We start from the raw sequence: 26,420 nt of genomic DNA, 5'->3' as shown, positions 1-26,420 counted from the left end.
GGAGGAACCGATGAAACCGGCACCGTTTGACTATTGTTGCCCGGACTCCGTCGACGAGGCGATCGCCGCGCTGGCGGCCTGCCGCGGCGATGCGAAATTGATGGCCGGCGGCCAAAGCCTGATGCCGATGCTGAATTTTCGGGTGGTGCGTCCCGCGCTGATCGTCGACATCCGCAAACTGGTCGAGCTCGACTACGTGCGCGAGCGTGAGGACGGCGGACTCGCGGTGGGTGCGCTGACGCGTCACCGCGTGCTCGAGACGTCGCGCCAGGTTGCCCGACATTTTCCGATCATTCCTGACACGATGCGCCATGTCGCCCACCTCGCGATCCGGAATCGCGGCACGATCGGCGGAAGCCTGTCGCATGCCGATCCGGCCGCGGAGTTGCCGATGCTGGCGCGATTGCTGGATGCGACGATCGTCACGCGTTCGCCCCGCGGCGAGCGCAGGATTGCGGCGGCCGATTTCTTCATCGCGCCACTCACGACGATGCTCGACGATGACGAGATGGTCGTTCGCGTCGATTTTCCGGGCGTGAAGCGCGGGACCGGCTGGTGTTTCGAGGAATTCTCGCGTCGCGCAGGCGACTTTGCGCTGGCCGCCGTGGGCGTACTGCTGGATGTCCGCGACGGCGTGATCCACGATGCGCGCGTCGCGATGATGGGAGTAGGCGACACGCCGTTGCGGCGCAGTGACTCGGAAGCGATCCTGCTCGGCAAGCCGTTGTGCGACGCGCTCGTGGATGAGGCGGCGGAAATCGCGTGTGACGGACTGTCTCCCGCCATGGATCTGCATGCTTCGCCGGCGTACCGCCGCCATCTCGCGGGGGTGCTCGCGCGGCGCGCGATACGCAGCGCATGGCGCCGTGCTTCAGGAGTCGCGCAATGAACGAACATCACATTGCCCGCAAGCCCGTCTGGATGATCGTCAATGGCACGGTCGTCGAGCGCAGCATCGAACCGCGCCTGCTTCTGTCCGATTTCTTGCGACACGACCTGTCGCTGACCGGCACGCACGTCGGTTGCGAGCACGGCGTATGCGGGGCTTGCACGGTGATCGTCGACGGCGATAGCGTGCGGTCCTGCCTGATGCTGGCGATCTCGGCCGACGGTTGCGACGTGCGTACCGTGGAGAGCATGGGCACGCCCGATTCGCTGAGCCCGCTGCAGGAGGCGTTCCGTGAACATCATGGCCTTCAGTGCGGGTTCTGTACGCCCGGCATGCTGGCGACCTGCACCGATGCGTTGCAGAAATACCCGCTCGACAGCGATGACGAGATTCGCGATGCGCTGTCCGGAAATCTTTGCCGCTGTACCGGCTACCAGGGCATCGTCGAAGCCGTCCGTGTTTGCGTAACGGCGCGCGACGCATTGCGGCAGGCCGCCGGATCCGAGCCAACCGAGGATAACCAACGATGAAGATGCATGTTCTGAATGGCGGCCGGCTCCGGATGCGCAAGAGTGTCTATCTGCCGGAAGCCGAGCGAAGCGAAACGATCGATCTGCCGGTGGCATGCATGCTGTTTCGGCATGGTCAGGGAAACGTATTGTTCGACACCGGATGCCACCCGCAGGTCGTCGACGATGCCGCCGCTCGCTGGGGGGCGATGGCGAAGGCCATGACGCCGATCGCCGGACCGGAAGACAACGTCATCTCGGAGTTGAAAACGCTCGGGCTCGGGCCGGACGATGTCGATGTAGTCGTCAACTCCCATCTGCACTCCGATCATTGCGGCTGCAATGCGTTCTTCAAGAGAGCGACGTTCTTCTGTCATGCGAAGGAGCTGGCGGCCGCCCAGGGAGAGGAGGCACTGCAACGCGGCTACATTCCCGCCGACTGGCAGCATCCGATGCCGACCGAACTCATCGACGGGGAGCGCGACGTCTTCGGCGATGGAAAGATGCTGCTGGTCCCGTTGCCGGGGCACACGCCAGGGAGCATGGGCATGCTCGCGACACTGGAGCGTGACGGCGCCTTCCTGCTTGCTGCCGACGCCGTTGCGCTGCGCGAGAATCTGACGCGCGAAGTGATGCCGCGCAACACGTGGGACTCGGATGCCGCGTTGTCAACTCTCAACGAGGTCCGGAGGCTCGAACGAGATGGCGCGAGCGTGATCTTCGGCCACGATCCGCAGCAGTGGGAGACGCTTCGCAAGGGGGCTCACGCGTATGAGTAAGCCGCGTCGTGATCCTGGCGCGCCGCCGGACGCCGATGTCGGCATCGACGAACAGCCGCGCGGCGGTTTTGTCGGGCAGCCGGTGCGCCGATTCGAGGACGCGAGACTGCTCACCGGACTCGGACGTTATGTCGACGATCGGCCGGCCGGAAATGCACTTCATCTCGCGATCGTGCGCAGCGACCAGGCGCATGCGCGCATCCGCGCCGTGCGTGCCGACGCTGCACGCGGCATGGAAGGTGTATTCGGCATCTATGCGTGGGTCGATCTGGCTGGCCTCGTCAAGCCGGCTGTCGCGGTATCGCGCATGGCGGATTATCAGCCCACGCCGATTCATGCGCTGGCGGACGGTGTCGTGCACTTCGTCGGCGAACCGGTCATCTCGGTGCTCGCTGATAGCCGCTATCTGGCCGAGGATGCGCGGGATGCGATCGAGATCGAATACGAACCGCTGCCGGTCGAGACCGATGCCGAGGCGGCGGCACAGCCCGGCGCGCCACTGCTGCACGAAGGATTGACGAGCAACGTGCTGGTCGAACGTCGGTTCGTGCGTGGCCAGATCGACGAAGCGTTCGCGCACGCGCCTGTCACCGTTGGCGGCCGGTTCCGGTTTCACCGGAAGATGCCGACCGCGATGGAGCCGCGCACCTATATCGCGGAAGTGGATCCGGGCCGGGACGCCCTGACGCTCTACACGTCGAGCCAGATACCCGGCATCGTGCGCGACGCGATGGCGGATCTGCTCGACATGCCGGGCAACCGGCTGACGGTGATCGCGCCCGATGTCGGCGGGGGATTCGGCGGCAAGACCTCGGTCTATCAGGAGGAAGTGCTCGTATGCGTGCTCGCGCGCAAGGTCGGGCGTGCGGTGCGCTGGAGCGGCGATCGGCTCGAGGACATGCTGTCGACGAGCCAGGCCTTCGACGAACGGGTCGATGCCGAACTCGCACTGGATAGCGACGGCCGGATTCTGGGCCTGCGTGCCGAAGTGATCGGCGATGTGGGCGCGTATTCGATCTATCCGTGGACTGCCGGTATCGAGCCGGTTCAGGTCATCAGTTTTCTGCCCGGGCCGTACCGGGTCCCTGCCTATCACGGACACGTGCGTGGGGTGACGACACCCAAGGCGCCGACCGGGCCCTATCGCGGCGTCGGACGCCCGACGTCGACATTCGCGATGGAGCGCCTGATGGATCTGGCGGCAAAGCGGCTCGACATGGATCCGACGGAGTTGCGGTTACGCAACCTCGTGCGTCCGGAGGAGTTTCCGTATCGCACGCCGGTCGGCATCGTGTGGGATCAATCGGCGTTCATCGAAGGACTCGAGGCAGCGAAGGAACGGTTCGACTACACCGCCGCGAGGCAGGCCCAGGCGCACGCGCGTGCCGAAGGGCGCTGGGTCGGTATCGGCGTCGCCTGCTATGCGGAACTGTCCGGCATCGGCTCGCGCATTTCCGCGTCGCCAGGCATGCCGATCAACACCGGCACCGATACGTGCGTGATCCAGCTCGATTCGACCGGAGCGGTCACGGCATCGTTCGGCTGCGCATCGCATGGTCAGGGGCACGAGACGACACTCGCTCAGGTGTTGGCCGACGAACTCGGCGCGCGCATCGAAGATCTGCGCGTGATCACCGGCAATAGTGCCGCGGTACCGCACGGTACCGGCAGTTATGCCAGCCGGACGGCCGTCATCAGCAGCGGGGCGGGAATGCTGGCAGCGCGAGAGCTGCGTGCACGGATGCTGCGCGTCGCAGGCCACCTGCTCGACGTTTCGCCGGAGGATCTCGACGTGGTCGAGAGCGTCATTCGCGTGCGCTGGCGCGACGCCCGTCTCACGTTCGCTGAGCTGGCAAAGGCGCTCTATTCGCAAATGGGACGCGTACCGCTGGAGTTCCGGGAGGACCTTTGCGTCAGTCGGGTGTACGACCCGGTGGTAGGCACGACCAGTTCGTCGACGCATCTCGTTCAGGTGGAAATCGATCCCGACACGTATGGCGTTCATGTTCAGCGATATGTGATCGCGGAGGACTGCGGACGGGTGATCAATCCGTTGATCGTCGCGGGGCAGACGCGTGGCGCCGTGGCGCAGGGCATCGGTGCGGCACTGCTCGAAGAAGTCGTGTACGACGCCGACGGCCAACTGCTGACCGCGAGCCTGGTCGATTACCTGCTGCCTTCGGCACCGGAAGTCCCGACGTTGGATCTCGTGCACCTCGAGAAACTGGCACCCAACACGCTGGGCGGCTTTCGCGGCATGGGCGAGGGCGGGACGATCGGCTCGCCCGCGGCCATCGCGAATGCGATTGCCGATGCCCTGTCGCCGTTGAACGTCGACATATCGGAGCTGCCGGTGACGCCCGAACGTCTGTATCGCCTCATTCAGTCATCCCTCATTGAATCAATCAAGGAGCAACAAGATGGAATTCAGACTTGACGGAAAGGTCGCGCTCGTCACCGGCGGCGCCCGGGACGTGGGCCGTGAAATCGCACTGGGCCTGGCTGCCGAGGGTGCGAGTGTCGTCGTCAACTATCACGGATCGAAGGCCGCGGCGGAAGCGGTCGTGGACGAGATCCGCGCGCAAGGTGGGCGAGGGCGGGCGATCGGCTGCGACATCTCGGACCGTCGGGCCGTGGATCAGATGATCGACGAGACCGTCGAGGTCTTCGGCGGTCTCAACATCCTTGTCAACAATGCCGGGCTCGTCATCCGCAAGCGCTTTCTCGATTCCCACCCGGACGAATGGCGCAAGCAGATCGACGTCTGCCTGTACGGCACGCTGAACTGCACGCATGCGGCGTTGCCTCATCTGGAGCGTCAGAAAGGCAGCGGCCGAATCATCACGATCACGGGCGATTCGTCGCGGGTCGGCGAATCCGGCCTGGCGATCGGCGCGGCCGCGCGCGCGGCCAATATCGCACTGATGAAGTCGATCGCACGAGAAACGCGCTCGGGCACGACAGCCAATGCGCTGGCGCTCGGGTTGATCGAGACCGCACACGATCCGGAATTTCTCGAGGCGAATCTGGAACGGCTGGTCAAGCTCTATCCGCTTCGACGTCTCGGTCAGCCGAATGATGTTGCGCCCATGGCGGTCCTGCTTGCATCGGAAAAGGGAAGCTGGATTACCGGTCAGGTGATCAGCATCAGCGGCGGCTTCAGTATGGTCTGACGGCGCAACCCACGGCGTTCTTCCGACAACTGACACATCAGCGCCGCCGACCGAATCCGACGGCAGCGCTCCAGGAGACAAACGTGATTCATACCGAGCTTATTGTGCCTGTCCACGAATTGCTCAAGCGCCATAAGGAGCGCAATCCGGACAAGGCGGCATTCGAGGACGCACGGACGTCCGTCACTTATGCGGAACTGGACGCGATGACCGCACGCCTGGCGACGCACTTCCAGCGGGCGGGCGTGCAGGCCGGCGATCGTGTCGCCGTCGTGCTGCCGAACTCGGTCGAATGGGTGGTGAGCTGCCTCGCCTGCGTTCGTGCCGGTGCGATCGCCGTGCCAATCAACCACGAGGCCACTTCGCCGGAGATCGAGTATCGGCTGGATGATGCAAGCTGCACGGCACTCGTGACGAGCGACGTGCGCGAGCGGGAATTGCGCGCGGTCGGTGCTTCTGTCGGTACGGTCACGGAATACGTGACCGTGTCGTGGTCGTCGCAGCCCGTCGTCGGTACGCCATTTGCAGTCGCGACGGCGCGCGGCACCGCGAGTGAGCCGTTGGATCCGGACACGATCGACGATCCCGCATTCGTGATCTACACGTCGGGAACGACCGGCAAGCCCAAAGGCGTGCTACTGTCGACGCACGGCATGCTGTGGGTCGCCGCCGCATGCTGGGCCCCGATTGCCGGCCTGACGGGCAGCGATCGCGTGCTGAGCGCACTTCCGCTGTATCACTCGTATGCGCTGAACTTCTCCGTGCTGAGCGTGCTCGCAGTCGGTGCGACCGCGTATCTGATGGAGAAGTATTCGTCGAGCGAAATCCCGCGGCTGCTGTCGGACGGGCGCTTCACGGTCATGCCGGGCGTGCCGACGATGTTCCACTACCTGCTCGAATCCGCGCGGGCGAACGGGCGCGGCTCGCTGCCCGGGCTGCGATTATGCGTGTCGGCCGGCGCGATACTGCCGGGCACGACGAATCGCGAATTCGAAAACATGTTCGGCCTGAAGCTGCTCGATGGCTACGGCATTACCGAAACCTCGACGATGGTCACGATGAACTGGCCGACCGGTGCGCGCGTATTCGGCTCGTGCGGCCTGCCGCTGCCGGGCGTAGCGACGCGCGTCGTCGATCCTGTTGCGTTGCGCGATGTCCGTGTCGGGGAAGAAGGCGAGTTACTCGTCCGCGGTCCCAATGTGATGAAGGGATACCTGAACAAGCCAACGGAAACCGATGCGGCATTGAGCAACGGCTGGTATCGCACGGGCGACCTGGCTCGCTTTGATGCGAACGGCTATATCACCATCACGGGGCGCCTCAAGGAAGTAATCATTCGGGGCGGCCAGAACATCTCACCGGCCGAGATCGAAGAGGTGGTCTGCGAGTACGACGGCGTTCACGATTGCGCGGTCGTCGGCATGCCACATGCGCATCTCGGCGAGGTGCCGGTGGTGTTCGTCGTCGAGCGAGCCGAGGGCGCTGTGGATGTCGCGGCGCTGCTTGCGCACTGCAGTCTCCATCTGTCGGCTTACAAGGTGCCGTCCGCGATTCATGTGACGACGGAAATTCCGCGGACCGGATCGGGGAAGGTCATGCGGTTCAAATTGCGCGAAGCCGTACAACCGGCCGAGCACGGTGACGTCTGACACGTTACGCCTATCCTCTGACTGGAGAAGTATTGATGTCGACAATTTCATTGAACGGACAAATAACACTTCGGAATCCTGAACTGATAAGGAATGTGTGCCTGATCGCAGGTGAATGGGTTCACGCTGACCAAGGCGGCACGATCGACGTGCGCAATCCGTCGACGGGGCAGTCGCTCGGGACGGTGCCGCGCATGGGGAGAGATGAGACATTGCGCGCGATCGACGGCGCCAATGCCGTGCTGGCCGAATGGCGCTCGCGTACGGGCAAGGAGCGTGCGGCAGTTTTGCGTCGCTGGTATGAGCTGATGATCGAGAATCAGGATGATCTGGCGGCGATCATGACGGCTGAGCAGGGCAAGCCGCTTGCGGAAAGCCGCGCGGAGATCGGCTATGCCGCGTCGTTTCTGGAATGGTTCGGCGAGGAGGCCAAGCGTGCCTATGGCGATACGATACCAGGGCATGCGCGCGACAAGCGCATCGTCGTGCTGAAGCAACCCATCGGCGTGTGCGCTGCGATCACGCCGTGGAATTTCCCGGCGGCGATGCTGACGCGCAAGATCGGGCCGGCACTCGCCGCTGGTTGCACGATGGTATTGAAACCGGCGAGCCAGACGCCATTCTCCGCGCTTGCGCTCTGCGTGCTGGCGGAGCGTGCCGGCGTACCAAAGGGGGTGATCTCGTGCGTGACTGGCGCGGCGGCGGAGATCGGCGAAACGTTGACGGCCAGCCCGATCGTCCGCAAGGTCTCGTTCACCGGATCGACGGAAATCGGCAAGATTCTGCTGACGCAATGCGCGTCGACCGTCAAGAAGGCATCGATGGAACTGGGCGGCAACGCGCCGTTCATCGTATTCGACGATGCCGATCTCGACGCGGCAGTGAAAGGTGCCATCGCGTCGAAGTATCGCAATGCGGGGCAGACCTGCGTATGCGCGAACCGTCTGCTGGTTCAGGACGGTGTGTATGACGCGTTCATCGAAAAACTGTCGGTGGCCGTGCAATCCATGCGTGTCGGCGACGGATTCGAGGAAGGTGTCGCGATCGGTCCTTTGATCGACGAGCATGCCGTCGCGAAGGTTGTGGAGCACGTCGACGACGCGATATCGAAGGGCGCGCGTGTCGTAGTCGGCGGAAGGCCGCACCAGAAGGGCGGCAACTACTACGCGCCGACGATTCTTGCCGATGTGACGCCGTCGATGCGGATCTTTCGCGAGGAGACGTTCGGTCCCGTCGCCCCCATTTTCCGGTTCAGTACCGACGACGAGGCGATCGCGCTCGCGAACGACACCGAATTCGGTCTTGCTTCCTATTTCTACAGCCGGGATATCGGCCGCGTGCTGAAAGTGGCCGAAGCGCTCGAGTACGGCATCGTAGGCATCAACGAAGGGCTGATTTCGACCGAAGTCGCACCGTTCGGCGGTGTCAAGGAGAGCGGGCTCGGACGCGAGGGATCGAAGTACGGCATCGAGGACTACCTCGAGCTCAAGTATCTGTGCGTGGGCGGAATCGCCTGACGCTCGGGGCGGCACCTGGGTGCATCGACGCTTCGGTGCCGGTTCATCGCGAATGCTTCGATGGAGGTATCTCGCACAATAAAGTCCAGTAATGAAAGTTAAACAACAAAGATGAATCCATTGGTTTGGAGGAGCTAGACATGTCAACGGTCAATGTGGCAGTGCCTGCGTCGCGGATGTCCCGTGACGAAAAACGGGTAGTTTTCGCGTCTTCGTTAGGTACGGTATTCGAGTGGTACGACTTCTTTCTGGCGGGCTCGCTGGCGACGTTCATTGGCAAGCATATTTTCTCCGGTGTCAACCCGACCGCGGGATTCATCTTTACGCTGCTGAGCTTTGCTGCGGGTTTCGCGGTGCGACCTCTCGGGGCGATCGTATTTGGACGTCTGGGCGACCTGGTAGGCCGCAAGTACACGTTTCTCGTGACGATCGTCCTGATGGGCGGCTCGACGTTTCTCATCGGGTTGTTGCCGGGCTTTGCCACTATCGGGATCGCTTCGCCTATCCTGTTTGTCGCGATGCGGATGATTCAAGGGCTTGCGCTTGGCGGCGAATATGGCGGCGCGGCGACCTATGTCGCGGAGCATGCGCCGAATGACCGGCGCGGTGCATGGACCGCCTGGATTCAGATGACCGCGACGCTCGGGCTGTTCCTGTCGCTGGTGGTCATTCTGGGTGTGCGAACCACGACAGGCGAAGGTCCGTTCGCATCGTGGGGATGGCGAGTGCCATTCCTGATGTCCATCGTCCTGCTCGGGATATCGGTGTGGATCCGTCTTCAGTTGCACGAGTCGCCGGCATTCGAGCGCATGAAGGCGGAGGGCAGTCGCTCGAAGGCACCCGTAGCCGAGGCATTCGGGCAATGGAAGAACCTCAAACTGGTGTTGGTCGTGTTGTTCGGGCTGACGGCGGGGCAGGCAGTCGTCTGGTATACGGGGCAGTTCTACACGCTGTTCTTTCTGACGCAGACGCTCAAGCTCGAGGGCTCGACGTCGAATGTGATCCTTGCCATCGCACTCGTGATCTCGGCGCCGTTCTATGTCGTGTTCGGTTCATTGTCCGACCGAATCGGACGCAAGCCGATCATCCTGATCGGTTTCGCGCTGGCGGCCGCCACGTATTTTCCGCTGTTCAAGGGGCTCACGCACTTTATCAATCCCGCGCTGGAGACGGCACAACGGAATGCGCCGATTGTGGTGAAGGCATTTCCTCGCGAGTGTTCGTTCCAGTTTAATCCGGTCGGTACGGCGACCTTTACCAGTTCATGCGATATTGCCAAGAGTGCGCTCTCGAAAGCTGGGCTGAGCTACCGTAACGAACCGGCGGCGCCGGGCGAGAGGGCAGCGATCGTCGTCGGCGGCAGCATCATTTCGTCATACGATGGAAAATCCGCCGACGCAGCCATGCAAGGGCGTGATTTCGATCGGGCGCTGCAGCGTGCGCTGCATGATAACGGCTATCCGGCGAAGGCCGATCCGGGCAAGATCAATTGGCCGATGGCGATCCTTCTGCTGGCGATCCTGATGATCTACGGCACGATGGTCTACGGTCCGATAGCGGCCATGCTCGTCGAGTATTTTCCGACACGGATCCGCTACACGTCGATGTCGTTGCCATATCACATCGGCAACGGATGGTTCGGTGGATTCCTGCCGGCTTCCGCATTCGCGATCGTCGCGGCAAACGGGAACATCTATTCCGGCCTCTGGTATCCGATCGTCATTGCGACCGCTTCGCTGATCGTCGGGATCTTGTGCGTGCGCGAGACGCGCGGCACCGATATCTGCGCAAACTGACCAGACAACATATCGATACGGAGTCGAGCGGATCATGGCGTTATACGAATATCGAGGCGTGGCCCCGCGCGTTCATGCGTCCGCTTACGTACACCCGAGTGCGAGCATCATCGGTGACGTGATCGTCGGCGCCGGTTGCTATATTGGGCCCGGAGCCTCGCTACGTGGGGATTTTGGCGCTATTCGTGTCGGCGAGGACAGCAACGTACAGGACAACTGTACGTTGCATGTCGGGCACGGAATGACATGTTTGCTTGGCGAACGGTCTCATGTCGGCCACGGCGCCGTGGTACACGGCGCACGTCTGGAGCGCAACGCGCTGATCGGGATGAACGCCATCGTGATGGACGACGCGATAGTCGGAGGTTCCGCCATCGTGGCGGCGTGCGCGTTCGTCAAGTCAGGGATGCAAGTGCCGGCACAAACGCTGGTCATGGGCGTGCCGGCCCGTATCGTCCGCGTACTGACCGACGCGGAACTGCGTGAGAAGGTCGAAGCGACGAACCGATACTGCGAACTCGCGGCAGCGAGTTTGGCAACGATACGCCGGATCGATATGTCGATCGGTGGCTGAGCCGAGTGATATTGCCGGAATTCGACAGACCCCGACCGTCGCGAATGGAATACGGCGATCGACGATTGTCGCGATCGGCTTTTGCGGCGGAGCGCCGCAATCGTTCGTTGTCGGCACTACCGACGTAGCCGTGCAGTGCGCCGTAGACGTGCGCGCACTGCACGATTCACAAACGAATCAATCGATCCCTGCCGTGCGGTGACCAGCATAGTACGGGGTGCGCCAGTTTGGCGTTATGCCCATGAAGTCGTCGAAATATGCAATGGCCAGCATCGGCTCTTCGAGCAAATTCTCGCGATACGATTGCCAGATCTTGAGCTGTCCGATTTTTTCGGACGGTTCGACGACTTTTCCACATTCCTGCCGTGATACTTTTTTGACGAGCTCAACGCAAAAATGAGTCAGTGCGAATCCGGTCGGCCACCAGTCTGCAATTTCGCTGCTCGGTTTCTTATGTGGAATGATGGTCACCGATGTGTCTCGGACGGCTTTGAATTTCAATAGTTCGGCGAGCAGCGCGCCGATGCAGAACTGGAAATAGTCAGCCGCGTTCTTGTGTAGGTAAAACTCACTGTCTTCGAGGATTTGAGTCCACGCGACGAACGCTTGTGTGAACTGTCGATCATCGAGCTCGAGCAACACGCCGGAATTTTTTGAGTAGTCGTCGCAATACTGCTGAAGAAGCAGTCTGCAAGATGACAGTTTGGCGAGAGCCGGCCATACGCGATGTATGGACCTTGCGATCGGTTCGTGTTCGTCTACCAAGATGCTTCTCCGGCGCATTGACTTCACAGGTAGCTGACAATTCGGGAAAACTCGCGCTGCATCGCGTCGTCCGGATTTTTCGATCGCAATGCCGCTCGAATTCGCGACTCGGACGCGCCTACGAGATCGGCCGCGAAACGAAGCAGCGTGTCGGGATCGGACGGAAGCGCTGCAGGCTGAACAATTCTTGCGCACCCGGTGATACCGAGTAATAGAAAAACATATACGTTCGGCTCGGATACCAGCCACCACGGCGCGACGACATCCGGCAATTCATCGAATCGTGCGCTTCGAATCGGATGGCGGTCGATGAGCGATAACGTGAGCCGGGAATACGCGCGGCAGATATCGTCGGAAAATTCATCCAGCGACGCCTCGGCCTGGATTTCCGCTATGCCTTTCAACACGTTGTGCGCGCCGCGCAGGCTGCTGAATGCGTCATTGATGCGGTGTTCAAATATAAGGACGTCCGTCGCACCCGCGTGCAGGATGAATCGCTTCGCGGCTGCGTAATAAAGTGCCGAGCAGTGGCGGATCAGCTTTGTATCCGCGGATTCGCGAATGATGCGTTCCAGGCCGCCGTCGAAGCTGACAGGCGCTTTCCAATGATCCTGCAGTGGGGGAATCGCATGACCTGCATACGTTTCGGCCGTTTCGAGCAGTGTGTCCGCGATATGGCCGACGGAGCCAAGAAATTGCGGCAACGGCGGCAAGTTCGCGCGGCGGGCAGCGGTTCGCTGAGAATCGGACCCAGAGCCGGGGACGTTTCGCGCCGCGTATCGAAGTTGCCGCGCACAATCCATCAATGCAAGGCGAACCTGACTGAGATCCTGGACGATGTGCGATGGCGTCAATGACTTGGGTTCCATGGCTGCCTCGAGACTGAAACATTTGAAGTTAAGATAGCACATTTGTTCAGTGTCATTGATCACGTTAATTTAGGGGAGGAAGCGTGCCGAGAGCCCGAACCAAGCACCGAGAAGAGGCCATCGACGAACAAAGCCCAGCGCGCAGACTGCGGCTGCGCGCGGCGTGGATGTACTTCGTGGAGGAGATGACGCAACACGAGATCGCGCAGAAACTCGGCATCGGTCGGGTGACGGTCGTGCGCCTGCTGGCGGCTGCGCGCGAGAGAAACGAGGTAAAAATTTCGATTGGGGATCGCCTGGTCGAATGCGTGGATCTCGAACGGCAACTCGAGGAGCGATTCGGGATCGCGGAAGCGATCGTCGTACCGCTGTCAGCGCGAGACGCGGATGCCACCGCGCCAGTGAGCGCGGCTGCTGGCGAATATGTGTCGTCGATGGTGCGGTCGAACATGAAAATCGGCGTCGGTTGGGGGCGCACCCTTGTCAGTTCGCTGTCGTACATGGGTGAGCGTCCCGTCGAAAACGTCTCGGTGGTTTCACTGCTGGGCGGCATCATGAAAGCCCGACATTTCAACCCGGCGGAGTTCGCTTGGCGTTTCGCGACGTTGTATCAGGCGGACTGCTACCTGATGACCGCGCCGTTGGTGGTCGATAGCCCGGAGACCCGGCGCACGCTCATCGAGCGCTGCGGCCTCCGGGATATTTTCGATCTGGCGAGATCCCTGGATGCGGTCGTGCTCGGCGCTGCGGGCACTGGCCCGGAGGCAACGGCGCACCGATCGCGGTTCATCAGCGATGCTGATCGCGAATCAGTGATCAAGGCGGGTGCCGTGGGCGATCTGCTCTTCAACTTTTTCGACGCCAACGGACAACTGGTTGACCATCCCATCAACGAGCGTGTGATGTCCGTGCCGCTCGACATCGTCAAGCAAGTACCGGTGCGCGTGCTTGCAGCGGGCGGCGTTAGCAAGGTGCCGGCGCTTGGGGGCGCTCTGAGGTTATTGCGACCGTCCGTATTGATCACCGATCAATACGCCGCAGCGGACTTGCTGAAACTAGCGGACTGACCTTCGCGCGGAAAGGTCCCCGTCACCTTTCCGTACTCCGCGCTCGTCCCCACTGCCGAGAGAAGCGCGCTCTCGCACCTCCCCCCATTCGCAGCGACGGCAGTGATGCTGCGCCGCATCAATTTCTGTATCAGTGCCCGCCGCTGGGTTGTCGCTCGCGTCAACGAGCCCTTGGCGCGGCTCCTCCTTTTTCCGTCCCCAAATTTCCATGCGCTAGGAATAACCCTAGATGCGCTCTTTTTGCCGCTCGGTTGCTTGTACCTTTAGTGAACAAAGTGATATTGTAAAAAACAAATGTGCACTGAACGTCGCGGCGATCCAGGTTGCAGACGCGGGTTAAGGGCACATGCCTGCGCAAGCGCGCGTCACTACCCAGGAGACATCGTCGATGCTCAACATCATTCCCAGCGGCCTGGCGGCCGACCTCAAAGCCCGCGCCCAATCGGGCAGACCTATCCGAATCGGCTTGATCGGCTCCGGCGAAATGGGCACGGACATCGTGACCCAGGTCCGGCAAATGGAAGGTCTCGAGATCGGCGCGATCGCGGACCTCCGTGTCGACGCCGCATGCGAAGCGGTTCGAGTCGCCAATCAGGCGGACGACGGCTATCGCGTCGTCGAGACTGGCTCGGGGATTTCGCAGGCGATCGAGGCCGGATCGATCGCCATCACGCAAGACTCGAATGCGATCTGTACCAACGATCAAATCGACGTGGTTATCGATGCGACCGGCAAACCGGCGGTGGGCGCGCAGATCGGGCTGCTTGCCATGGAGCATGGCAAGCATCTCGTGATGATGAACGTCGAAGCCGATGTGACCATCGGCGCATACCTGCGTCGTGAAGCGGAGCGGCTGGGCGTGGTGTACACGCTCGGCGCCGGCGACGAGCCGAGCTCGACGATCGAGTTGATCGATTTCGTCAGCGCGCTCGGTTATCCGATCGTCGCCGCGGGTAAGGGCAAGAACAACCCGCTGAATATCGACGCGACACCGGACGACTACATGGCGGAAGCCAAGGCGCGCAACATGAATCCGCGCATGCTGGTGGAGTTTGTCGACGGTTCGAAGACCGCGGTCGAAATGGCGGCGATCGGAAATGCGACCGGGCTGATTCCGGATGTGGCAGGCATGCACGGTCCCGCGGCCACGCTCGACCAACTGCATGAGGTGCTTTGTCCGGTGGCGGACGGCGGGATCCTCACCCAAAAGGGCGTAGTCGATTACACCATCGGAAAGGGCGTCGCGCCCGGGGTGTTCGTCGTTGCCGAACTTGCACATTCTCGCCTGCGCGAGCGCATGGCAGACCTCAAGCTCGGCAAGGGGCCGTATTACACGTTCTATCGGCCGTATCACCTGACGAGCCTCGAAGTACCGCTCAGCTGCGCGCGCGCTGTCCTGTACGGCAAAGCCGACATGCGGCCGCTCCCCGTTCCGGTGGTCGAGGTTTGCGCGGTGGCGAAGCGAGACCTGAAAGTCGGTGACCGCCTCGACGCGATCGGCGAATTCACGTACCGCGCGTGGGCCATCGCGGCGGACGACGCGCTTGCGGAGCGCGCGGTTCCATGCGGCTTGCTGGAAGGCGGCATCGTCACCCAAGCAATCCGAAAGGGCGAATTGCTGACGTACCAGAACGCCGCGGTCGACGCGAACGCACCGATTGTCAAACTGCGCCAGCGTCAGGACGAGATGGTCCGTGGCGCGCGTGCCGCCGCTTGAGGAGAGGATGATGGGATTCGTTGCAGAGAAGATCGAAGGAATGCCCGAAGTCTATCGGCACGTCTCCGCGCAAGCGTTGCGTGACGCGCTGAAAAAGATGCAACTCGTGCGTCGATTCGAGGAGAGTGCGGAACAGGCGTACATGCGCGGCCTGATTCACGGCACGATGCACCTGTCCATCGGGCAGGAAGCCTCCGCGATCGCGATGACGATGCTTCTCACCGATGAGGACTACATCACGTCGACGCATCGGGGACACGGCCACTGTATCGGCAAAGGTGCGGATCCGAAACGCATGTTCGCCGAATTCTTCGGTAAGGAGACGGGGTATTGCCGGGGGCGGGGCGGTTCGATGCACATCGCGGATGTGAGCCGCGGAAATCTCGGCGCCAACGGTATCGTGGGCGGGGGCTTGCCTATCGCGGTCGGCGCGGCGCTTTCGATCAAGAAGCGGCGCAAGGACTCGGTTGTCGTGTGTTTTTTCGGCGATGGCGCGAACAATGAAGGTGCGTTCCATGAATCGCTGAATTTCGCCGCGATCTGGAAGCTGCCGGTGATTTTCGTCTGTGAAAATAACCGGTACGGCATGTCGATGTCGGTCGAACGTTCGACGGCCGTCAGTCGGATTTCGCAGCGCGCGGCTGCGTATGACATGCCCGGCGTAACTGTCGACGGCAACAGCTTCGGCGACGTGCTGACGGCGGCTGAAGGCGCGATCGAGCGTGCGCGAAAAGGCGAGGGGCCGACACTCATCGAGTGCGAGACATACCGCATTCGCGGCCACTCCAAGAGCGACCGGAACCGCTATCGCACCCGCGAAGAGATCGAGTCCTGGGGCGCAAGGGATCCCATTGCGAAATTCGAGCGGCAGTTGGTGGAGCTTGGACTGATCGACGCCGCAGCGGTGCAAGCAATCCACGCGGAAGTCGAGGAAGAAATCAAGGCGGGGCTGGACTACGCGCAGAACAGCCCGGCACCGGACATCGCCGAGTTGACGCGCTATGTATATACGGAGAACGGGGGGAATGACCATGAGTGACCAGCGCGAACTGACTTATGCTCAGGCGATTCATGAGGCAATGGGCATCGCAATGGAGCGAGACGAGCGCGTGTTCCTGATGGGCGAGGATATCGGAGTCTACGGCGGTGCGTTCCAGGTGACCGGTGACCTGTTTCAGCGCTTTGGTGCGGAACGTGTCATGGACACGCCCATCGCGGAGCTGGCAGGCGCCGGCATTGCGGTCGGCGCGGCCATGACCGGCTGCCGGCCGATCTACGAATTCCAGTTTTCGGACTTCGCAACGCTTGCGATGGAACAAATCGTGAACCAGGCCGCGAAGATGCGTTACATGCTGGGCGGAGAAGTCTCGGTGCCGGTTGTTATGCGCTTTCCGGCCGGTTCGGGGACAGGTGCTGCAGCCCAGCACAGCCAGAGCCTCGAGGCTTGGTTCGCGCACGTTCCTGGGTTGAAGGTGGTGCAACCCAGTACGCCCCATGACGCGAAGGGATTACTGCTTGCTGCGCTCGAGGATCCCGATCCGGTGATGATCTTCGAACACAAGCTCCTGTACAAGAGCAAGGGCATCGTGCCGGAGGGATACTATGTCGAGCCGATCGGCAAGGCCGTCGTTCGCCGCGAGGGGCGGGATGTCACGATCGTCGCGACTTCGATCATGACCGTGCGTTCGCTGGAAGCGGCAGACGCGCTGCAGCAGGAAGGCATCGACGTGGAAGTGATCGATCTGCGCAGCATCCGGCCAATCGACCGCGAGGCGATCATCGCCAGCGTACGCAAGACTTCGCGTCTGGTATGTGTGTACGAAGGTGTTCAGCAACTGGGCATAGGCGCCGAGATCGCGTCGATCGTATGCGAAAGCGACGCCTTCGATTATCTGGACGCACCGATCGTCCGGCTGGGCGGCTCGGATTGTCCGCTGCCTTACAACCCGCAGCTCGAGAAGGCTGCCGTGCCGCAGGTGCCCGACATCGTCGAGGCGGTTCGGCATATTGTCGGTCGGAGGGGCTGAGATGGCGACCGAAGTGATCCTTCCCCGCGTCGACATGGACATGACCGAGGGCACGATTACCGCCTGGTATGTCAAGGATGGCGACACGATCAGGCAGGGCGAGCCGATCTTCGACATCGAGACCAGCAAGGCCACGATGGAAGTGGAGGCCCCGGCGAGTGGCACGGTGCGGCAGATTACCGCCAGCGTCGGCGATACGGTCCCCGTCGGAACGGTCATCGCATGGATCTATGCCAATGGCGAGACCGTCATTGAGCAGGACGCCGGCACAACAGCATCAGGCGTTGCCGAGCTTGACGCCGCGGCTGGACCCTCGGTCCATCGTCGCGCGGACGTCGCAGCCGCGGCATCGTCGGACGATATCGGCGATAGCCGGATTCGCGCAACACCCGCCGCTCGTCGGGCTGCTCGCGAAAGCGAAATCGACCTGGGCAGCCTGCAAGGATCCGGTCCGCATGGCCGGATCGTCGAAAATGACGTGCGCGCCGTCGCCGTCGGCAACGGTGGTTCACGTGAAGTGCCGGCCGGCGCGAGCCAGCAAGGCGCGCTCAATCGGGTCTGGCTGCAGCGAGGCGGTCCGGCGACGCTGGTGCTTCTGCATGGATTCGGGGCCGAGGCGAACAGCTGGCGCCCGTTCTTCAATGCATTGCGCGACGCCGGCCTTGCCAAGAATCTCGGTGTCCTGTCGATCGATTTGCCCGGACATGGAAAATCGCCGGCTGACGCTGCCGCATCACTGGAGAAAATCGTCGACGCGATCGGCGCTACGCTGGCGGCCGAAGATGTCGCAAACTGCCATCTCGTCGGGCATTCTTTCGGCGCGGCTGTCGCGATCGCATTGAGCGCGTCGCGCCAGGTGCGTGTGTCGTCGTTGACGCTGGCCGCACCGGCCGGGCTGGGTACCGAATGCAACGGTGCGTTCTTGCGCGGGCTGACGCAAGCTGCTGATCGAACCAGTCTTACGCCATGGCTGCGGGAATTGGTCGCGCGTCCCGGTGTGATCGACGAAGCGTTCATCGCGACGGCGGAGCAGCAATTGTCGAGTGAGGCAAAACGTGTGACGCTTGCGTCAATCGCGGAGACGTTTTTTCCGGGCGGCCGGCAGAAGATCGATCTGCGAGAAGCCATCGCGTCGCTGACGATGCCTGTTCGCGTCGTCTGGGGGGCGTCGGATAAGATCATTTCGATTACGCACGCGAACGGCCTGCCTGGCCGGATTGCGCAGCACCGCTTCGCAGACGTCGGTCATTTGCCGCACGTCGAAGCGCTGGCTGATGTGGTCGGTATCGTCGGCGAGCAACTGTCACGGTAGGCGGAGCCATACATGAACCTGGAGCTTGACGGCAAGATCGCGCTGGTAACGGGGCTATCATCCCCCATCGGCGACGAGGTGGTCCGTGCGTTGCGTACCGCCGGCGCAACGGTACTTACGCAGCGGACACGCGTTCTCGAACTGGTGGGTGATACGGGAGACTGTCAAGCGAATGTCGACAGTACGCCGGCGGAAATCTTCACGGCGCGGCGTGCGGTCGATCTGGTTGAACGGACCGTGCTTGAATTCGGGAGACTCGATATCGTCGTCCATAACGGCTGCGCGCGCCTGGATGCGGGAAACGATCTCGAGATTCACGAACGAGAGGTCGATCACGCGTACGCCGAGTGCGTCAAGGCTGCATTTTACATCGCCCATGCCGCATCTTTGCAGTATCGGCGAGTCAAGCGAGGCGTGATCGTCAATATCGCGCCAACTGCCGAAGCGGATTCCTGGTGCGTGGCGTGGCAGAACGCCTGTGCCGCGGCACTCTGTCAGCTATCCCAAGCAATGGGGCAGCGATTGAAAGGTGACGGAATCCGTGTCAATGCCGTCTGTCCAACGGTACCCTCATATGACGAGTTTCGCCGCGCCTCACACGGTGTGCTGCTGCAGTCGACCCCGCTGCCGTCGATCCCGAGGCGAGATGACGGCATGTCCGCCGCAGTGCGTGCCGCTCTATTCCTGGCTTCGGAGGCGTCACACTACATTTCGGGTCTCGTGTTCCCGATCGAGGTCAATTCGGGTTTTTGTTAGAAGAATCGTTGCTGCGGGTTTCGTGTCGCGTTTTCCCGTATTTACCTGAAAGTGAACAATTGTATTATTGCTATAAACATTTGTTCAAAATGGCGGCGCGAAATAACCGCCGGATTCGTCTCGTTTGTTAAAGCAGTTCGTGCGAGGCAGGAGACATGCAATGGAACTCGTTCGGTTCGGTTTACTGGCCTTGGCTGTTACGTGGGCGCTGCAGCTCATCGCCGGGTGGGCCCATATGCGCTACTACCGGGACACGCTCAGAAAGACTGCGCGAACGTGGGGCGACGGCTTTCTCGGCGTGGGGACGTTCAAGCCGCGGATCGGGCGCGGCGCAGTTGCGATCGTCGTCATCGGTGACGATTGCATTGTCAGACAAGTATTGGCCATGTCTGGACTGACTGTGTTCGCTCGTTTCGAGGCGCTTTCCGGATTCAATGGCGGGTCGATCGGCGAGTTTCAACACAATTTGGAGTCCTTGGCGCTTGCACCTCGTCTTAGGCACGCGCTTCGCAACGCACTCGACATGGCTTGCAGAACCGCGAACGCGAACCGTCCTATCGGTGCCGTGATTGAGTAGACGAACGCCGTACAGCACGCAGGTCGCGGCACTGTTTTGATTGACGCATCTGTCGCACATCACAACTTCATCAGGAGACAACCATGAATCCGCTGGATTTTCTTACTCATGCCGCCGAGGCATTTATCGGTGTATTCAACGCAGGCGGAAAGACGTTCGTCGGCTTTGTTACAGGTATTTTGCCGACACTGATTGTGCTGCTCACCGCGGTCTACACGATCATCGCGCTAGTGGGCGAGCAGCGGATTCAGGGATTGGCTCGTTTCCTTTCGAAGAACATCGTGACGCGATATTCGCTGTTGCCGTTGCTCGCGATGTTCTTTCTGACCAATCCGATGGCCTACACGTTCGGCGTCTTCCTTGAAGAGCGTCACAAACCAGCGTTCTACGATTCCGCAGTGTCCTTGTGTCACCCCATTACGGGCTTGTTTCCGCACTGCAATCCGGGCGAGCTTTTCGTCTGGCTTGGTGTGGCAGCAGGTATCACGAAGCTCGCTGAAACCCATGCCGCACCGTTCTCATTGCCGAAACTCGCGCTCTTCTACCTGGGCGTCGGCCTTTTCGTCAATCTCCTGAAAGGGGTGCTGACCGAAGCGATCACCCGCATGATCGCGAAGCGCGAAGGCCTCACGCTTTGAACTCGACACGATAAAACACGAGAAATCACCTGGAGGAGAACGAAATGGATGCGCGTACGTACAAGGCGGTTGAGGTACGAAAGGGGGCCAACGGCTGGGGCGGCCCACTCGTCATCGCACCGACGGTGGAGCGCAACAAGATCGTAGCCGTGACCGGAGGAGATATTCCGAAGGTGGCACAGCGGTTGGCTGATCTGACCGGAGCAACGGTCGTGGACGGTTTTCGCAATCCGCCGCTCGAATCGGAAATCGCGGCTGTCGTGATCGATTGTGGGGGAACCGCGCGGTGCGGCGTATATCCGCGAAAGCGCATCCCTACCATCAATCTGAGTCCGGTTGGACAGTCGGGCCCGCTTGCGCAGTTCATTACCGAAGATATCTACGTGTCCGGCGTCGAATTGAACAGCTTGCGGTCCGTTGACGACGACGCGTCGAACGCCGACGCGCATTGCGCCGCCGTGACGAACGGCGACACCTCATCCGCCGCAACGTCGTCGCCGGCGGAACCGCGAACCGGGGCAAGCCATGGCGGCTTCGTCGGGATGATCACTTCGGTTGGCCGCGGCATGGGTGGCGTCGTGAACGTGCTGTTCACGAGCGGGCGCAAGTCGATCGATACCGTTATTCGCAACGTGCTGCCATTCATGGCGTTCGTGACGATGCTGATCGGCGTGATCAATTCAACCGGGGTGGGGACCGGGCTCGCTCATCTGCTTTCGCCGCTGGCCGGTAATATCGTCGGGCTCGTGATCCTGTCGGCGATCTGCGGTCTTCCGTTCCTGTCGCCCGTACTCGGACCGGGTGCCGTGATCGCGCAGGTCATCGGCGCGGCAATCATCGGGCCGGCCATCGGCAATGGCACGATTCCGCCGCATATGGCGCTGCCGGCGCTGTTCGCGTATGACACCCAGGTCGGTTGTGATTTCGTGCCGGTCGGGATGGCACTCGGCGAAGCGAAACCGGAGACGATTCGCGTCGGCGTGCCGGCCGTACTGATCAGCCGCCAGATCATGGGGCCGGTCTCGGTGTTGATCGCCTGGGTGGTCAGCTTTGCTCTCTAAAAACATCTTGAGGTCACGCATGCATTACTACAAGACAATCATTTCCAGTATCGGCGAAGAGGTGGAGTCCCTTCTCGAAGGTGGCGTGCTGATTTTGTATTCGGATGGCGCGCCTTCCGAACTGGCAGAGGTGTCGGTTCTTCACCGCGTAGAGCAGGCGCACAGCCACGCGCCGCGTATCGGTTCCGTGCTGCGCATCGGCGAAATTTCCGCGGTCGTGACCGCAGTGGGGCCGACGGCCTGGAACAAGGTGAGCGAACTGGGCCATGTCGTCATCACATTCAATGGAGCCCATTCGGCAGAGCGCCCAGGCGAGATCTGTGCGTCGATGGTCGATTGTGAACGGCTCTTCAAGAGCATGCAGAAAGGGGCCGTCATCGAGATCGTTGACGCCTGAATCGCGCCGACGTCAATCGTCATCCACGGAATACGAAAAGGCATCGTCATGTTGGAAACTCAGGTTGTTGTCAAGGTACACGAGGGTCTGCACGCACGCCCCGCGACGCAATTCGCCAAGCTCGCGAAGGAGTTCAATAGCGCGCTGAAAATCGGGAGAGGCGATGCATGGGCGGACGCGAAGAGCGCTGTGAAGCTCATGTTGCTAGGTGTGAAGCAGGACGAGCAGATACTTCTCCGAGCGGACGGCGAAGACGAATGCGAGGCGCTCGACAGGTTGACGCAATTTCTGTCGAATGTCAGCGCAATCGTGCAGGGCGCCACCGTGCCAGACGGCCATCGCGGGTCGGACGGCTCAGCGACGGCTCCGCGAGCGTTCGAACACACGGCTGTGGTGCGATCCGCCGACGATGCTGAATCTCCGGGCGCACTGAGAGGTGTTCCGGCGAGTGAAGGCTTGGCATTTGGCAGTGCGCTCGCGTATGTTCGTGACGAGCTCATGGTCGATCGCCAGTTCGTGTCGGAACACGAGGTAGCAGACGAGGTCATGCGATTCACCGCGACGCTCGAGTCCACTTTGGCTGCGATGCTCGAGCCGGGCGACGGGACGATGGGAAACGAGATCATCGAGGCGATCGCCGATGTCGCAAGGAGCGACGACTATGCGGGCACGATCCGCGAGCTCATCGCAACGCGGTGGAGCGCGGCAGCGGCTACGCTGAAATGCGGGCAGGATCTGGCGTTCGCGTTCGAATCGATGACGGACGAGTATCTTCGCAGCCGCGCCGACGACATTCGCGGCCTGACGCGCGAGATCGTGGCCGTGCTTCTTGGCAAGCAGCAGAAGTCGCTGCGAGAACTCGACGTACCGAGCATCATCCTTGCCGAAGAACTGTCCGCGCCGGATCTTGCGCGCGCGAACCTCGCCAATATCCTCGGGATCGTCTGCACATCCGGCAGTGCGACGTCTCATGTCGCGATCATCGCGCGCTCGCACGGCATTCCGGCAGTTCTAGGTCTGCCGATCGACAAGGACAGGCTGCGATCCGTCAAACGTATATCGATTGACGGTACGACCGGGGAGGTCTGGCTCGACCATTCCGACGCGCATGAAAAGGAACTGTCGCGCCGTATCGACGCGCAGCGCGAACAGCAATCGGCGCTCCTTGCTTACCGGGACGTCGAGCCCTCCACGCGCGACGGACGCAAGATACTGATCGCCGCGAACATGGGTTCTCTGTCGGAACTTGACTCGGCCCTGCAAGCCGGCGCGATGGGCGTGGGACTATTCCGTACCGAGCTTTTGTTCATGGACCATCAGCGCGTGCCTACGGAGGACGAGCAATACGAAGTTTATGCCACGCTCGCACAGCGCTTTCACCCGTGGCCTGTCGTCATTCGGACGCTCGATGCTGGCGGCGACAAGCCGCTGCCGGGCATTCGCTTCCCGAAGGAGGAGAATCCATTTCTGGGGTGGCGAGGCATCCGGATGTGTCTTGACAGCCCCGAAGTGTTCGAGCCGCAACTGCGAGCGCTACTGCGTGCCACCGCGCACGGAAACATCTGCGTGATGTTGCCGATGGTCGACGATGTCGACGAGGTTCGCCGTACGAAGGCGATCATCGAGCGCATCGCTGCGGAACTCACCGACGCGGGGGTGCCGTTTGCAGTTCCAAAGCTCGGCATCATGATCGAGACGCCGGCTGCGGTTCTCACTGCCGATTTACTGGCGCAGGAGGTCGAGTTCTTCTCGATCGGTACCAACGACCTTACGCAATACATCATGGCCGTCGATCGCATGAATCCCAGCCTTGCCTCGCTCTACAAGACCGAGCACCCGGCTGTCATTCAGGCGATCAAGATGGTATGCGACGCGGCGAAGCGGGCGCACATCAGTGTCGGCGTGTGTGGGGAAGCTGCGTCTCGGCCAAACATGATTCCGGTGCTCGTGAACCTCGGAGTCGACGAACTCAGTATGAGTCCCAACTCGGTACTGCGCGCAAAGAAACTCGTGACGGAAATCTGATTTCCGATCGGGAAACGACAGGGGCGTGGCATCGACGATCCACAAGATTCGTATTTGCCACTGCTTCGCGGGGCCGGCTTGATACACGGAGGGGCGGGCGATCTGTCTCGCCGCGCAGGTATCCGGTCTTGTCGGGCAATTTCGCTATGCCTCCCGAGCTGCTTACCGGCCGACACGGCGCGATTCGAGGAGGCGATTTTACCGGATGGAACTGCCGTCCGGTCTTCTCGAACACGCGCAGCCTTCACACCCGAAAGCCGTCGAGCTTTCTCCAAAATTGCCTGGTTTCCTTCCACGGCTCGTCCAGTCGGGCGTGTGTATCAAGAACGCGCGACGAGCCGCGAGGCTGCTCGTCGCGCTGAATCGGTTTTCCAGCGTCCGGCGCGTGCGGTCTCTCACCCCAGCCGCGTTTCAGTCAGGCATCCCGGGCGATGTCCGCGTGATCCCTGATCGTCATTTTGCCTTGTATTACCTCCCGGATGGTTGCCATCGCTACAGCCCTGTCTGACAGCGGGTGACGGCATGCGCAACAGATTCACGGCGATTGCGACGAACGGCGTGGCCAAGTATCGGACGCAGGGCCGGCCTACTGTCGCGTTGATAAATTTTGGCGATCAGCGCAAATCGCGAATCGCAATTGGACCGCTTCAATTTGGAGGTGGACGATCGTTTCACTTGCCGTGAACAAAGAGCTTCTTGAAGCGAAATCGTGAGACAAATGTAGCGAAATAAACCGACAAATACCAGTCGTTGCTGCATTTCCCAGTGTTTTCGTATGGCGAAGATTCACATAATGACGGAGGTGGGACGGAGATGGAGATGAACATGCAAGAGATTCGCATGAGCGAATCTGCACCCAAAAAGTTATCCGGAAACATGGGGCCGATCGGCCTGGCGCTGATGGTGCTCGCGTTCTCGGCACCTTTGACAACGGTGTCCGGTTACATCCCGTTCGCGCTGATGTTCGGAGGCGTCAGCAGTCCGATCCTGTTCGTCGTCGTTACGATCGTTCTGCTGTTCTTTTCCGTCGGCTACGTGACGCTCAACAACATCGTCAAGCGCCCGGGCGACTTCTACGCATTCGTCAGTTTCGGCATCGGGAAGTCGACAGGCCTCGGCTCGGGCATCCTCGCGGCGGTGTCGTATTTTCTGCTGCTCGCCGGGGTGACGTCGTTCTTCGGCGTGTCCTGTTCCGATCTCCTTCATGAAACGACCGGCGCCGTGCTCCCGTGGTACATCCCGACGATCGCATGCTGGATGGCGTGCGGGATCCTCAGCTACCTGCATGTCGAGTTGTCGGCGAAGGTGCTGACGTGGATCATGCTGCTCGAGATCGCGGTATGTCTCATCTTCTCGTTCTTCGTGCTGGCGAAGGGCGGGGCGGCAGACATCTCGGCAACCGCGCCGTTTGCGCCGAGCCAGTTGTCGAAGAGCGCGAGCGTGCCGTTCTCGGTACTGTTCATCGTCGGTTTCTTCATGGGATTCGAGGCGACCGCGCTGTTCCGGGATGAAGTCCGGATGCCCGACCGGACGATTCCGGTAGCCACGTATGGTGCGGTCATCTTCATCGGCGTCGTCTATACCATTTGTGCGTATGCGCTGATCATGGCCTATGGGTCGCATGTCCAGGACATCGCTACCAAGACCCCTGCCGCAATGTTTCCCGACGCATTCTCGAAGTTCGTCAGCGGCCGTCTCCATGTCGTGATCTCGCTGCTGGTGCTGACGTCGGCGTTCGCATCGGCGCTGTCCACGCAGAACGTGCTGGCCCGCTACATGCACAACCTCGGCACCGACGGCGCGCTGCCGCGATTCCTCGGCAAGGTTCATCCGAAGCACGAGTCGCCCTATCTCGCGTCGATCACGGTGTCGGTGATGGTGCTCTGTGTGCTGATCCCCTTCATCGCGATGGGCGCCAAGCCCGATCTGCTGTACGGGCAACTCTCCGGAGTTGGTACGTCGGGGATCGTCGTTCTGATGGCCATCGTCAGCATCTCGTCGCTGGTATGGTACGGCCGGAGCGGCAGACACCAGGGCGTCAGCTTCTTCAAGTCGGCGGTCGCGCCCGCCATTTCCTCGGTGTTCTTCATCGCGCTCGTCGTGCTGATCGCGCAGCACTTCGATGTTCTGGCAGGTGGCGATCCGGGGCAGTACGTGTGGATGTTCTACTGCCTGATTGGTGTGCTGCTCGTCGGCATCGCACTGGCACAATACTTCAAGTACCTGCGCCCGGAAATTTTCGAAAGACTCGGCCGCAGCCACAAGGACTGAATCGTTGAGCGACCGGGGCGGACACGTTCAGCCTCATCCCGGGTCGTTTCTC

At 61.4% G+C, this 26,420-nt stretch carries 24 protein-coding genes; 22 read left to right on the top strand and 2 right to left on the bottom strand.

All coding sequences use genetic code 11. The annotated features are described in order from the left end of the window. Positions 1 to 10 precede the first annotated feature (10 nt). The 9 genes from HWX76_RS01870 to HWX76_RS01830 all read left to right on the top strand — a co-directional run bounded on the left by HWX76_RS01870 (position 11) and on the right by HWX76_RS01830 (position 10,886). On the top strand, positions 11 to 889 hold the full coding sequence (locus HWX76_RS01870) for a xanthine dehydrogenase family protein subunit M (protein WP_176015413.1): 879 nt from the start codon (positions 11 to 13) through the stop codon (positions 887 to 889). Beyond that, positions 886 to 1,419, top strand: a complete 534-nt coding sequence (locus HWX76_RS01865) for a (2Fe-2S)-binding protein (protein ID WP_050011240.1) — start codon at positions 886 to 888, stop codon at positions 1,417 to 1,419. Before HWX76_RS01870 ends, HWX76_RS01865 begins: the two co-directional genes overlap by 4 nt. Next, a complete protein-coding gene (locus HWX76_RS01860; protein WP_050011239.1) occupies positions 1,416 to 2,177 on the top strand; it encodes an N-acyl homoserine lactonase family protein in 762 nt (253 codons plus the stop codon). Before HWX76_RS01865 ends, HWX76_RS01860 begins: the two co-directional genes overlap by 4 nt. Continuing rightward, on the top strand, positions 2,170 to 4,614 hold the full coding sequence (locus HWX76_RS01855; RefSeq protein ID WP_176015412.1) for a xanthine dehydrogenase family protein molybdopterin-binding subunit: 2,445 nt from the start codon (positions 2,170 to 2,172) through the stop codon (positions 4,612 to 4,614). The genes HWX76_RS01860 and HWX76_RS01855 overlap by 8 nt, the downstream gene beginning before the upstream one ends. Beyond that, complete coding sequence (locus HWX76_RS01850) at positions 4,598 to 5,350, top strand: SDR family oxidoreductase (protein ID WP_089489190.1); 753 nt, start codon at positions 4,598 to 4,600, stop codon at positions 5,348 to 5,350. The genes HWX76_RS01855 and HWX76_RS01850 overlap by 17 nt, the downstream gene beginning before the upstream one ends. Before the next feature lie 83 nt (positions 5,351 to 5,433). After that, positions 5,434 to 6,999 (top strand): class I adenylate-forming enzyme family protein, encoded by a 1,566-nt coding sequence (locus HWX76_RS01845; protein WP_089489191.1) that lies wholly within the window; start codon positions 5,434 to 5,436, stop codon positions 6,997 to 6,999. A 35-nt stretch (positions 7,000 to 7,034) separates the two neighbouring features. Further along, a complete protein-coding gene (gene gabD / locus HWX76_RS01840) occupies positions 7,035 to 8,516 on the top strand; it encodes an NADP-dependent succinate-semialdehyde dehydrogenase (protein ID WP_089489192.1) in 1,482 nt (493 codons plus the stop codon). A gap of 140 nt (positions 8,517 to 8,656) precedes the next feature. Further along, positions 8,657 to 10,312 carry an MFS transporter gene (locus HWX76_RS01835; protein WP_050011234.1) on the top strand — a complete coding sequence of 552 codons (1,656 nt, stop codon included), beginning with the start codon at positions 8,657 to 8,659 and terminating at the stop codon, positions 10,310 to 10,312. 34 nt (positions 10,313 to 10,346) lie between these two features. Next, positions 10,347 to 10,886 (top strand): carnitine operon protein CaiE, encoded by a 540-nt coding sequence (locus HWX76_RS01830; protein WP_050011233.1) that lies wholly within the window; start codon positions 10,347 to 10,349, stop codon positions 10,884 to 10,886. A gap of 177 nt (positions 10,887 to 11,063) precedes the next feature. On the opposite strand, the gene HWX76_RS01825 is transcribed toward HWX76_RS01830, so the two are convergent. Together HWX76_RS01825 and HWX76_RS01820 are read right to left on the bottom strand one after the other, a co-directional pair. Continuing rightward, the gene (locus HWX76_RS01825) at positions 11,064 to 11,651 is read right to left on the bottom strand and encodes a hypothetical protein (RefSeq protein ID WP_124630514.1); all 588 of its coding nucleotides are present in this window, start codon (positions 11,649 to 11,651) and stop codon (positions 11,064 to 11,066) included. Between the two features lie 23 nt (positions 11,652 to 11,674). Beyond that, entirely contained in the window at positions 11,675 to 12,520 is an 846-nt protein-coding gene (locus tag HWX76_RS01820; protein ID WP_124630513.1) for a hypothetical protein, read from the bottom strand. Between the two features lie 185 nt (positions 12,521 to 12,705). Here HWX76_RS01820 and HWX76_RS01815 point away from each other — a divergent pair, with 185 nt between their 5' ends. The 13 genes from HWX76_RS01815 (at position 12,706) to HWX76_RS01755 (ending at position 26,368) form a co-directional block, all read left to right on the top strand. Continuing rightward, the gene (locus tag HWX76_RS01815) at positions 12,706 to 13,587 is read left to right on the top strand and encodes a sugar-binding transcriptional regulator (protein WP_226238130.1); all 882 of its coding nucleotides are present in this window, start codon (positions 12,706 to 12,708) and stop codon (positions 13,585 to 13,587) included. A 388-nt stretch (positions 13,588 to 13,975) separates the two neighbouring features. After that, positions 13,976 to 15,304 (top strand): homoserine dehydrogenase, encoded by a 1,329-nt coding sequence (locus HWX76_RS01810; RefSeq protein WP_176015411.1) that lies wholly within the window; start codon positions 13,976 to 13,978, stop codon positions 15,302 to 15,304. Between the two features lie 10 nt (positions 15,305 to 15,314). After that, positions 15,315 to 16,343, top strand: a complete 1,029-nt coding sequence (locus HWX76_RS01805) for a thiamine pyrophosphate-dependent dehydrogenase E1 component subunit alpha (RefSeq protein ID WP_235356132.1) — start codon at positions 15,315 to 15,317, stop codon at positions 16,341 to 16,343. Continuing rightward, on the top strand, positions 16,336 to 17,331 hold the full coding sequence (locus HWX76_RS01800) for an alpha-ketoacid dehydrogenase subunit beta (RefSeq protein ID WP_062886104.1): 996 nt from the start codon (positions 16,336 to 16,338) through the stop codon (positions 17,329 to 17,331). The genes HWX76_RS01805 and HWX76_RS01800 overlap by 8 nt, the downstream gene beginning before the upstream one ends. A gap of 1 nt (position 17,332) precedes the next feature. Next, complete coding sequence (locus HWX76_RS01795; RefSeq protein WP_176015410.1) at positions 17,333 to 18,643, top strand: acetoin dehydrogenase dihydrolipoyllysine-residue acetyltransferase subunit; 1,311 nt, start codon at positions 17,333 to 17,335, stop codon at positions 18,641 to 18,643. Positions 18,644 to 18,655: 12 nt separating this feature from the next. Beyond that, a complete protein-coding gene (locus HWX76_RS01790) occupies positions 18,656 to 19,399 on the top strand; it encodes an SDR family NAD(P)-dependent oxidoreductase (protein WP_060733613.1) in 744 nt (247 codons plus the stop codon). A gap of 160 nt (positions 19,400 to 19,559) precedes the next feature. After that, positions 19,560 to 19,976: a transcriptional regulator GutM gene (locus HWX76_RS01785; protein WP_050011227.1), complete on the top strand. Its 417-nt coding sequence runs from the start codon at positions 19,560 to 19,562 to the stop codon at positions 19,974 to 19,976. An 83-nt stretch (positions 19,977 to 20,059) separates the two neighbouring features. Continuing rightward, positions 20,060 to 20,614 (top strand): PTS glucitol/sorbitol transporter subunit IIC, encoded by a 555-nt coding sequence (locus HWX76_RS01780; RefSeq protein WP_062885851.1) that lies wholly within the window; start codon positions 20,060 to 20,062, stop codon positions 20,612 to 20,614. Between the two features lie 44 nt (positions 20,615 to 20,658). Continuing rightward, entirely contained in the window at positions 20,659 to 21,675 is a 1,017-nt protein-coding gene (locus HWX76_RS01775) for a PTS glucitol/sorbitol transporter subunit IIB (protein WP_050011226.1), read from the top strand. 19 nt (positions 21,676 to 21,694) lie between these two features. Then, positions 21,695 to 22,072: a PTS glucitol/sorbitol transporter subunit IIA gene (locus tag HWX76_RS01770; RefSeq protein ID WP_089489194.1), complete on the top strand. Its 378-nt coding sequence runs from the start codon at positions 21,695 to 21,697 to the stop codon at positions 22,070 to 22,072. A gap of 48 nt (positions 22,073 to 22,120) precedes the next feature. Next, positions 22,121 to 24,097: a phosphoenolpyruvate--protein phosphotransferase gene (gene ptsP / locus HWX76_RS01765; protein WP_080334128.1), complete on the top strand. Its 1,977-nt coding sequence runs from the start codon at positions 22,121 to 22,123 to the stop codon at positions 24,095 to 24,097. A gap of 205 nt (positions 24,098 to 24,302) precedes the next feature. Further along, positions 24,303 to 24,605, top strand: coding sequence for a hypothetical protein (locus tag HWX76_RS01760; RefSeq protein WP_124630511.1), 303 nt, complete (start codon positions 24,303 to 24,305; stop codon positions 24,603 to 24,605). A 332-nt stretch (positions 24,606 to 24,937) separates the two neighbouring features. Continuing rightward, positions 24,938 to 26,368, top strand: coding sequence for an APC family permease (locus HWX76_RS01755; RefSeq protein WP_160300488.1), 1,431 nt, complete (start codon positions 24,938 to 24,940; stop codon positions 26,366 to 26,368). Positions 26,369 to 26,420: the final 52 nt, after the last annotated feature.

The organism is Burkholderia sp. BCC0398 (assembly GCF_902833245.1).
Lineage (GTDB): Bacteria > Pseudomonadota > Gammaproteobacteria > Burkholderiales > Burkholderiaceae > Burkholderia > Burkholderia sola.
This window is presented reverse-complemented; position numbering and strand designations above follow the sequence as displayed.

Bases quoted from the DNA above. Each gene is read 5' to 3' on its own strand.
- HWX76_RS01870 (WP_176015413.1), top strand. From the start codon at position 11: ATGAAACCGGCACCGTTTGACTATTGTTGCCCGGACTCCGTCGACGAG.
- HWX76_RS01865 (WP_050011240.1), top strand. From the start codon at position 886: ATGAACGAACATCACATTGCCCGCAAGCCCGTCTGGATGATCGTCAAT.
- HWX76_RS01860 (WP_050011239.1), top strand. From the start codon at position 1,416: ATGAAGATGCATGTTCTGAATGGCGGCCGGCTCCGGATGCGCAAGAGT.
- HWX76_RS01855 (WP_176015412.1), top strand. From the start codon at position 2,170: ATGAGTAAGCCGCGTCGTGATCCTGGCGCGCCGCCGGACGCCGATGTC.
- HWX76_RS01850 (WP_089489190.1), top strand. From the start codon at position 4,598: ATGGAATTCAGACTTGACGGAAAGGTCGCGCTCGTCACCGGCGGCGCC.
- gabD (WP_089489192.1), top strand. From the start codon at position 7,035: ATGTCGACAATTTCATTGAACGGACAAATAACACTTCGGAATCCTGAA.
- HWX76_RS01835 (WP_050011234.1), top strand. From the start codon at position 8,657: ATGTCAACGGTCAATGTGGCAGTGCCTGCGTCGCGGATGTCCCGTGAC.
- HWX76_RS01830 (WP_050011233.1), top strand. From the start codon at position 10,347: ATGGCGTTATACGAATATCGAGGCGTGGCCCCGCGCGTTCATGCGTCC.
- HWX76_RS01820 (WP_124630513.1), bottom strand. From the start codon at position 12,520: ATGGAACCCAAGTCATTGACGCCATCGCACATCGTCCAGGATCTCAGT.
- HWX76_RS01815 (WP_226238130.1), top strand. From the start codon at position 12,706: ATGACGCAACACGAGATCGCGCAGAAACTCGGCATCGGTCGGGTGACG.
- HWX76_RS01810 (WP_176015411.1), top strand. From the start codon at position 13,976: ATGCTCAACATCATTCCCAGCGGCCTGGCGGCCGACCTCAAAGCCCGC.
- HWX76_RS01805 (WP_235356132.1), top strand. From the start codon at position 15,315: ATGGGATTCGTTGCAGAGAAGATCGAAGGAATGCCCGAAGTCTATCGG.
- HWX76_RS01800 (WP_062886104.1), top strand. From the start codon at position 16,336: ATGAGTGACCAGCGCGAACTGACTTATGCTCAGGCGATTCATGAGGCA.
- HWX76_RS01795 (WP_176015410.1), top strand. From the start codon at position 17,333: ATGGCGACCGAAGTGATCCTTCCCCGCGTCGACATGGACATGACCGAG.
- HWX76_RS01790 (WP_060733613.1), top strand. From the start codon at position 18,656: ATGAACCTGGAGCTTGACGGCAAGATCGCGCTGGTAACGGGGCTATCA.
- HWX76_RS01785 (WP_050011227.1), top strand. From the start codon at position 19,560: ATGGAACTCGTTCGGTTCGGTTTACTGGCCTTGGCTGTTACGTGGGCG.
- HWX76_RS01780 (WP_062885851.1), top strand. From the start codon at position 20,060: ATGAATCCGCTGGATTTTCTTACTCATGCCGCCGAGGCATTTATCGGT.
- HWX76_RS01775 (WP_050011226.1), top strand. From the start codon at position 20,659: ATGGATGCGCGTACGTACAAGGCGGTTGAGGTACGAAAGGGGGCCAAC.
- HWX76_RS01770 (WP_089489194.1), top strand. From the start codon at position 21,695: ATGCATTACTACAAGACAATCATTTCCAGTATCGGCGAAGAGGTGGAG.
- ptsP (WP_080334128.1), top strand. From the start codon at position 22,121: ATGTTGGAAACTCAGGTTGTTGTCAAGGTACACGAGGGTCTGCACGCA.
- HWX76_RS01760 (WP_124630511.1), top strand. From the start codon at position 24,303: ATGGAACTGCCGTCCGGTCTTCTCGAACACGCGCAGCCTTCACACCCG.
- HWX76_RS01755 (WP_160300488.1), top strand. From the start codon at position 24,938: ATGAGCGAATCTGCACCCAAAAAGTTATCCGGAAACATGGGGCCGATC.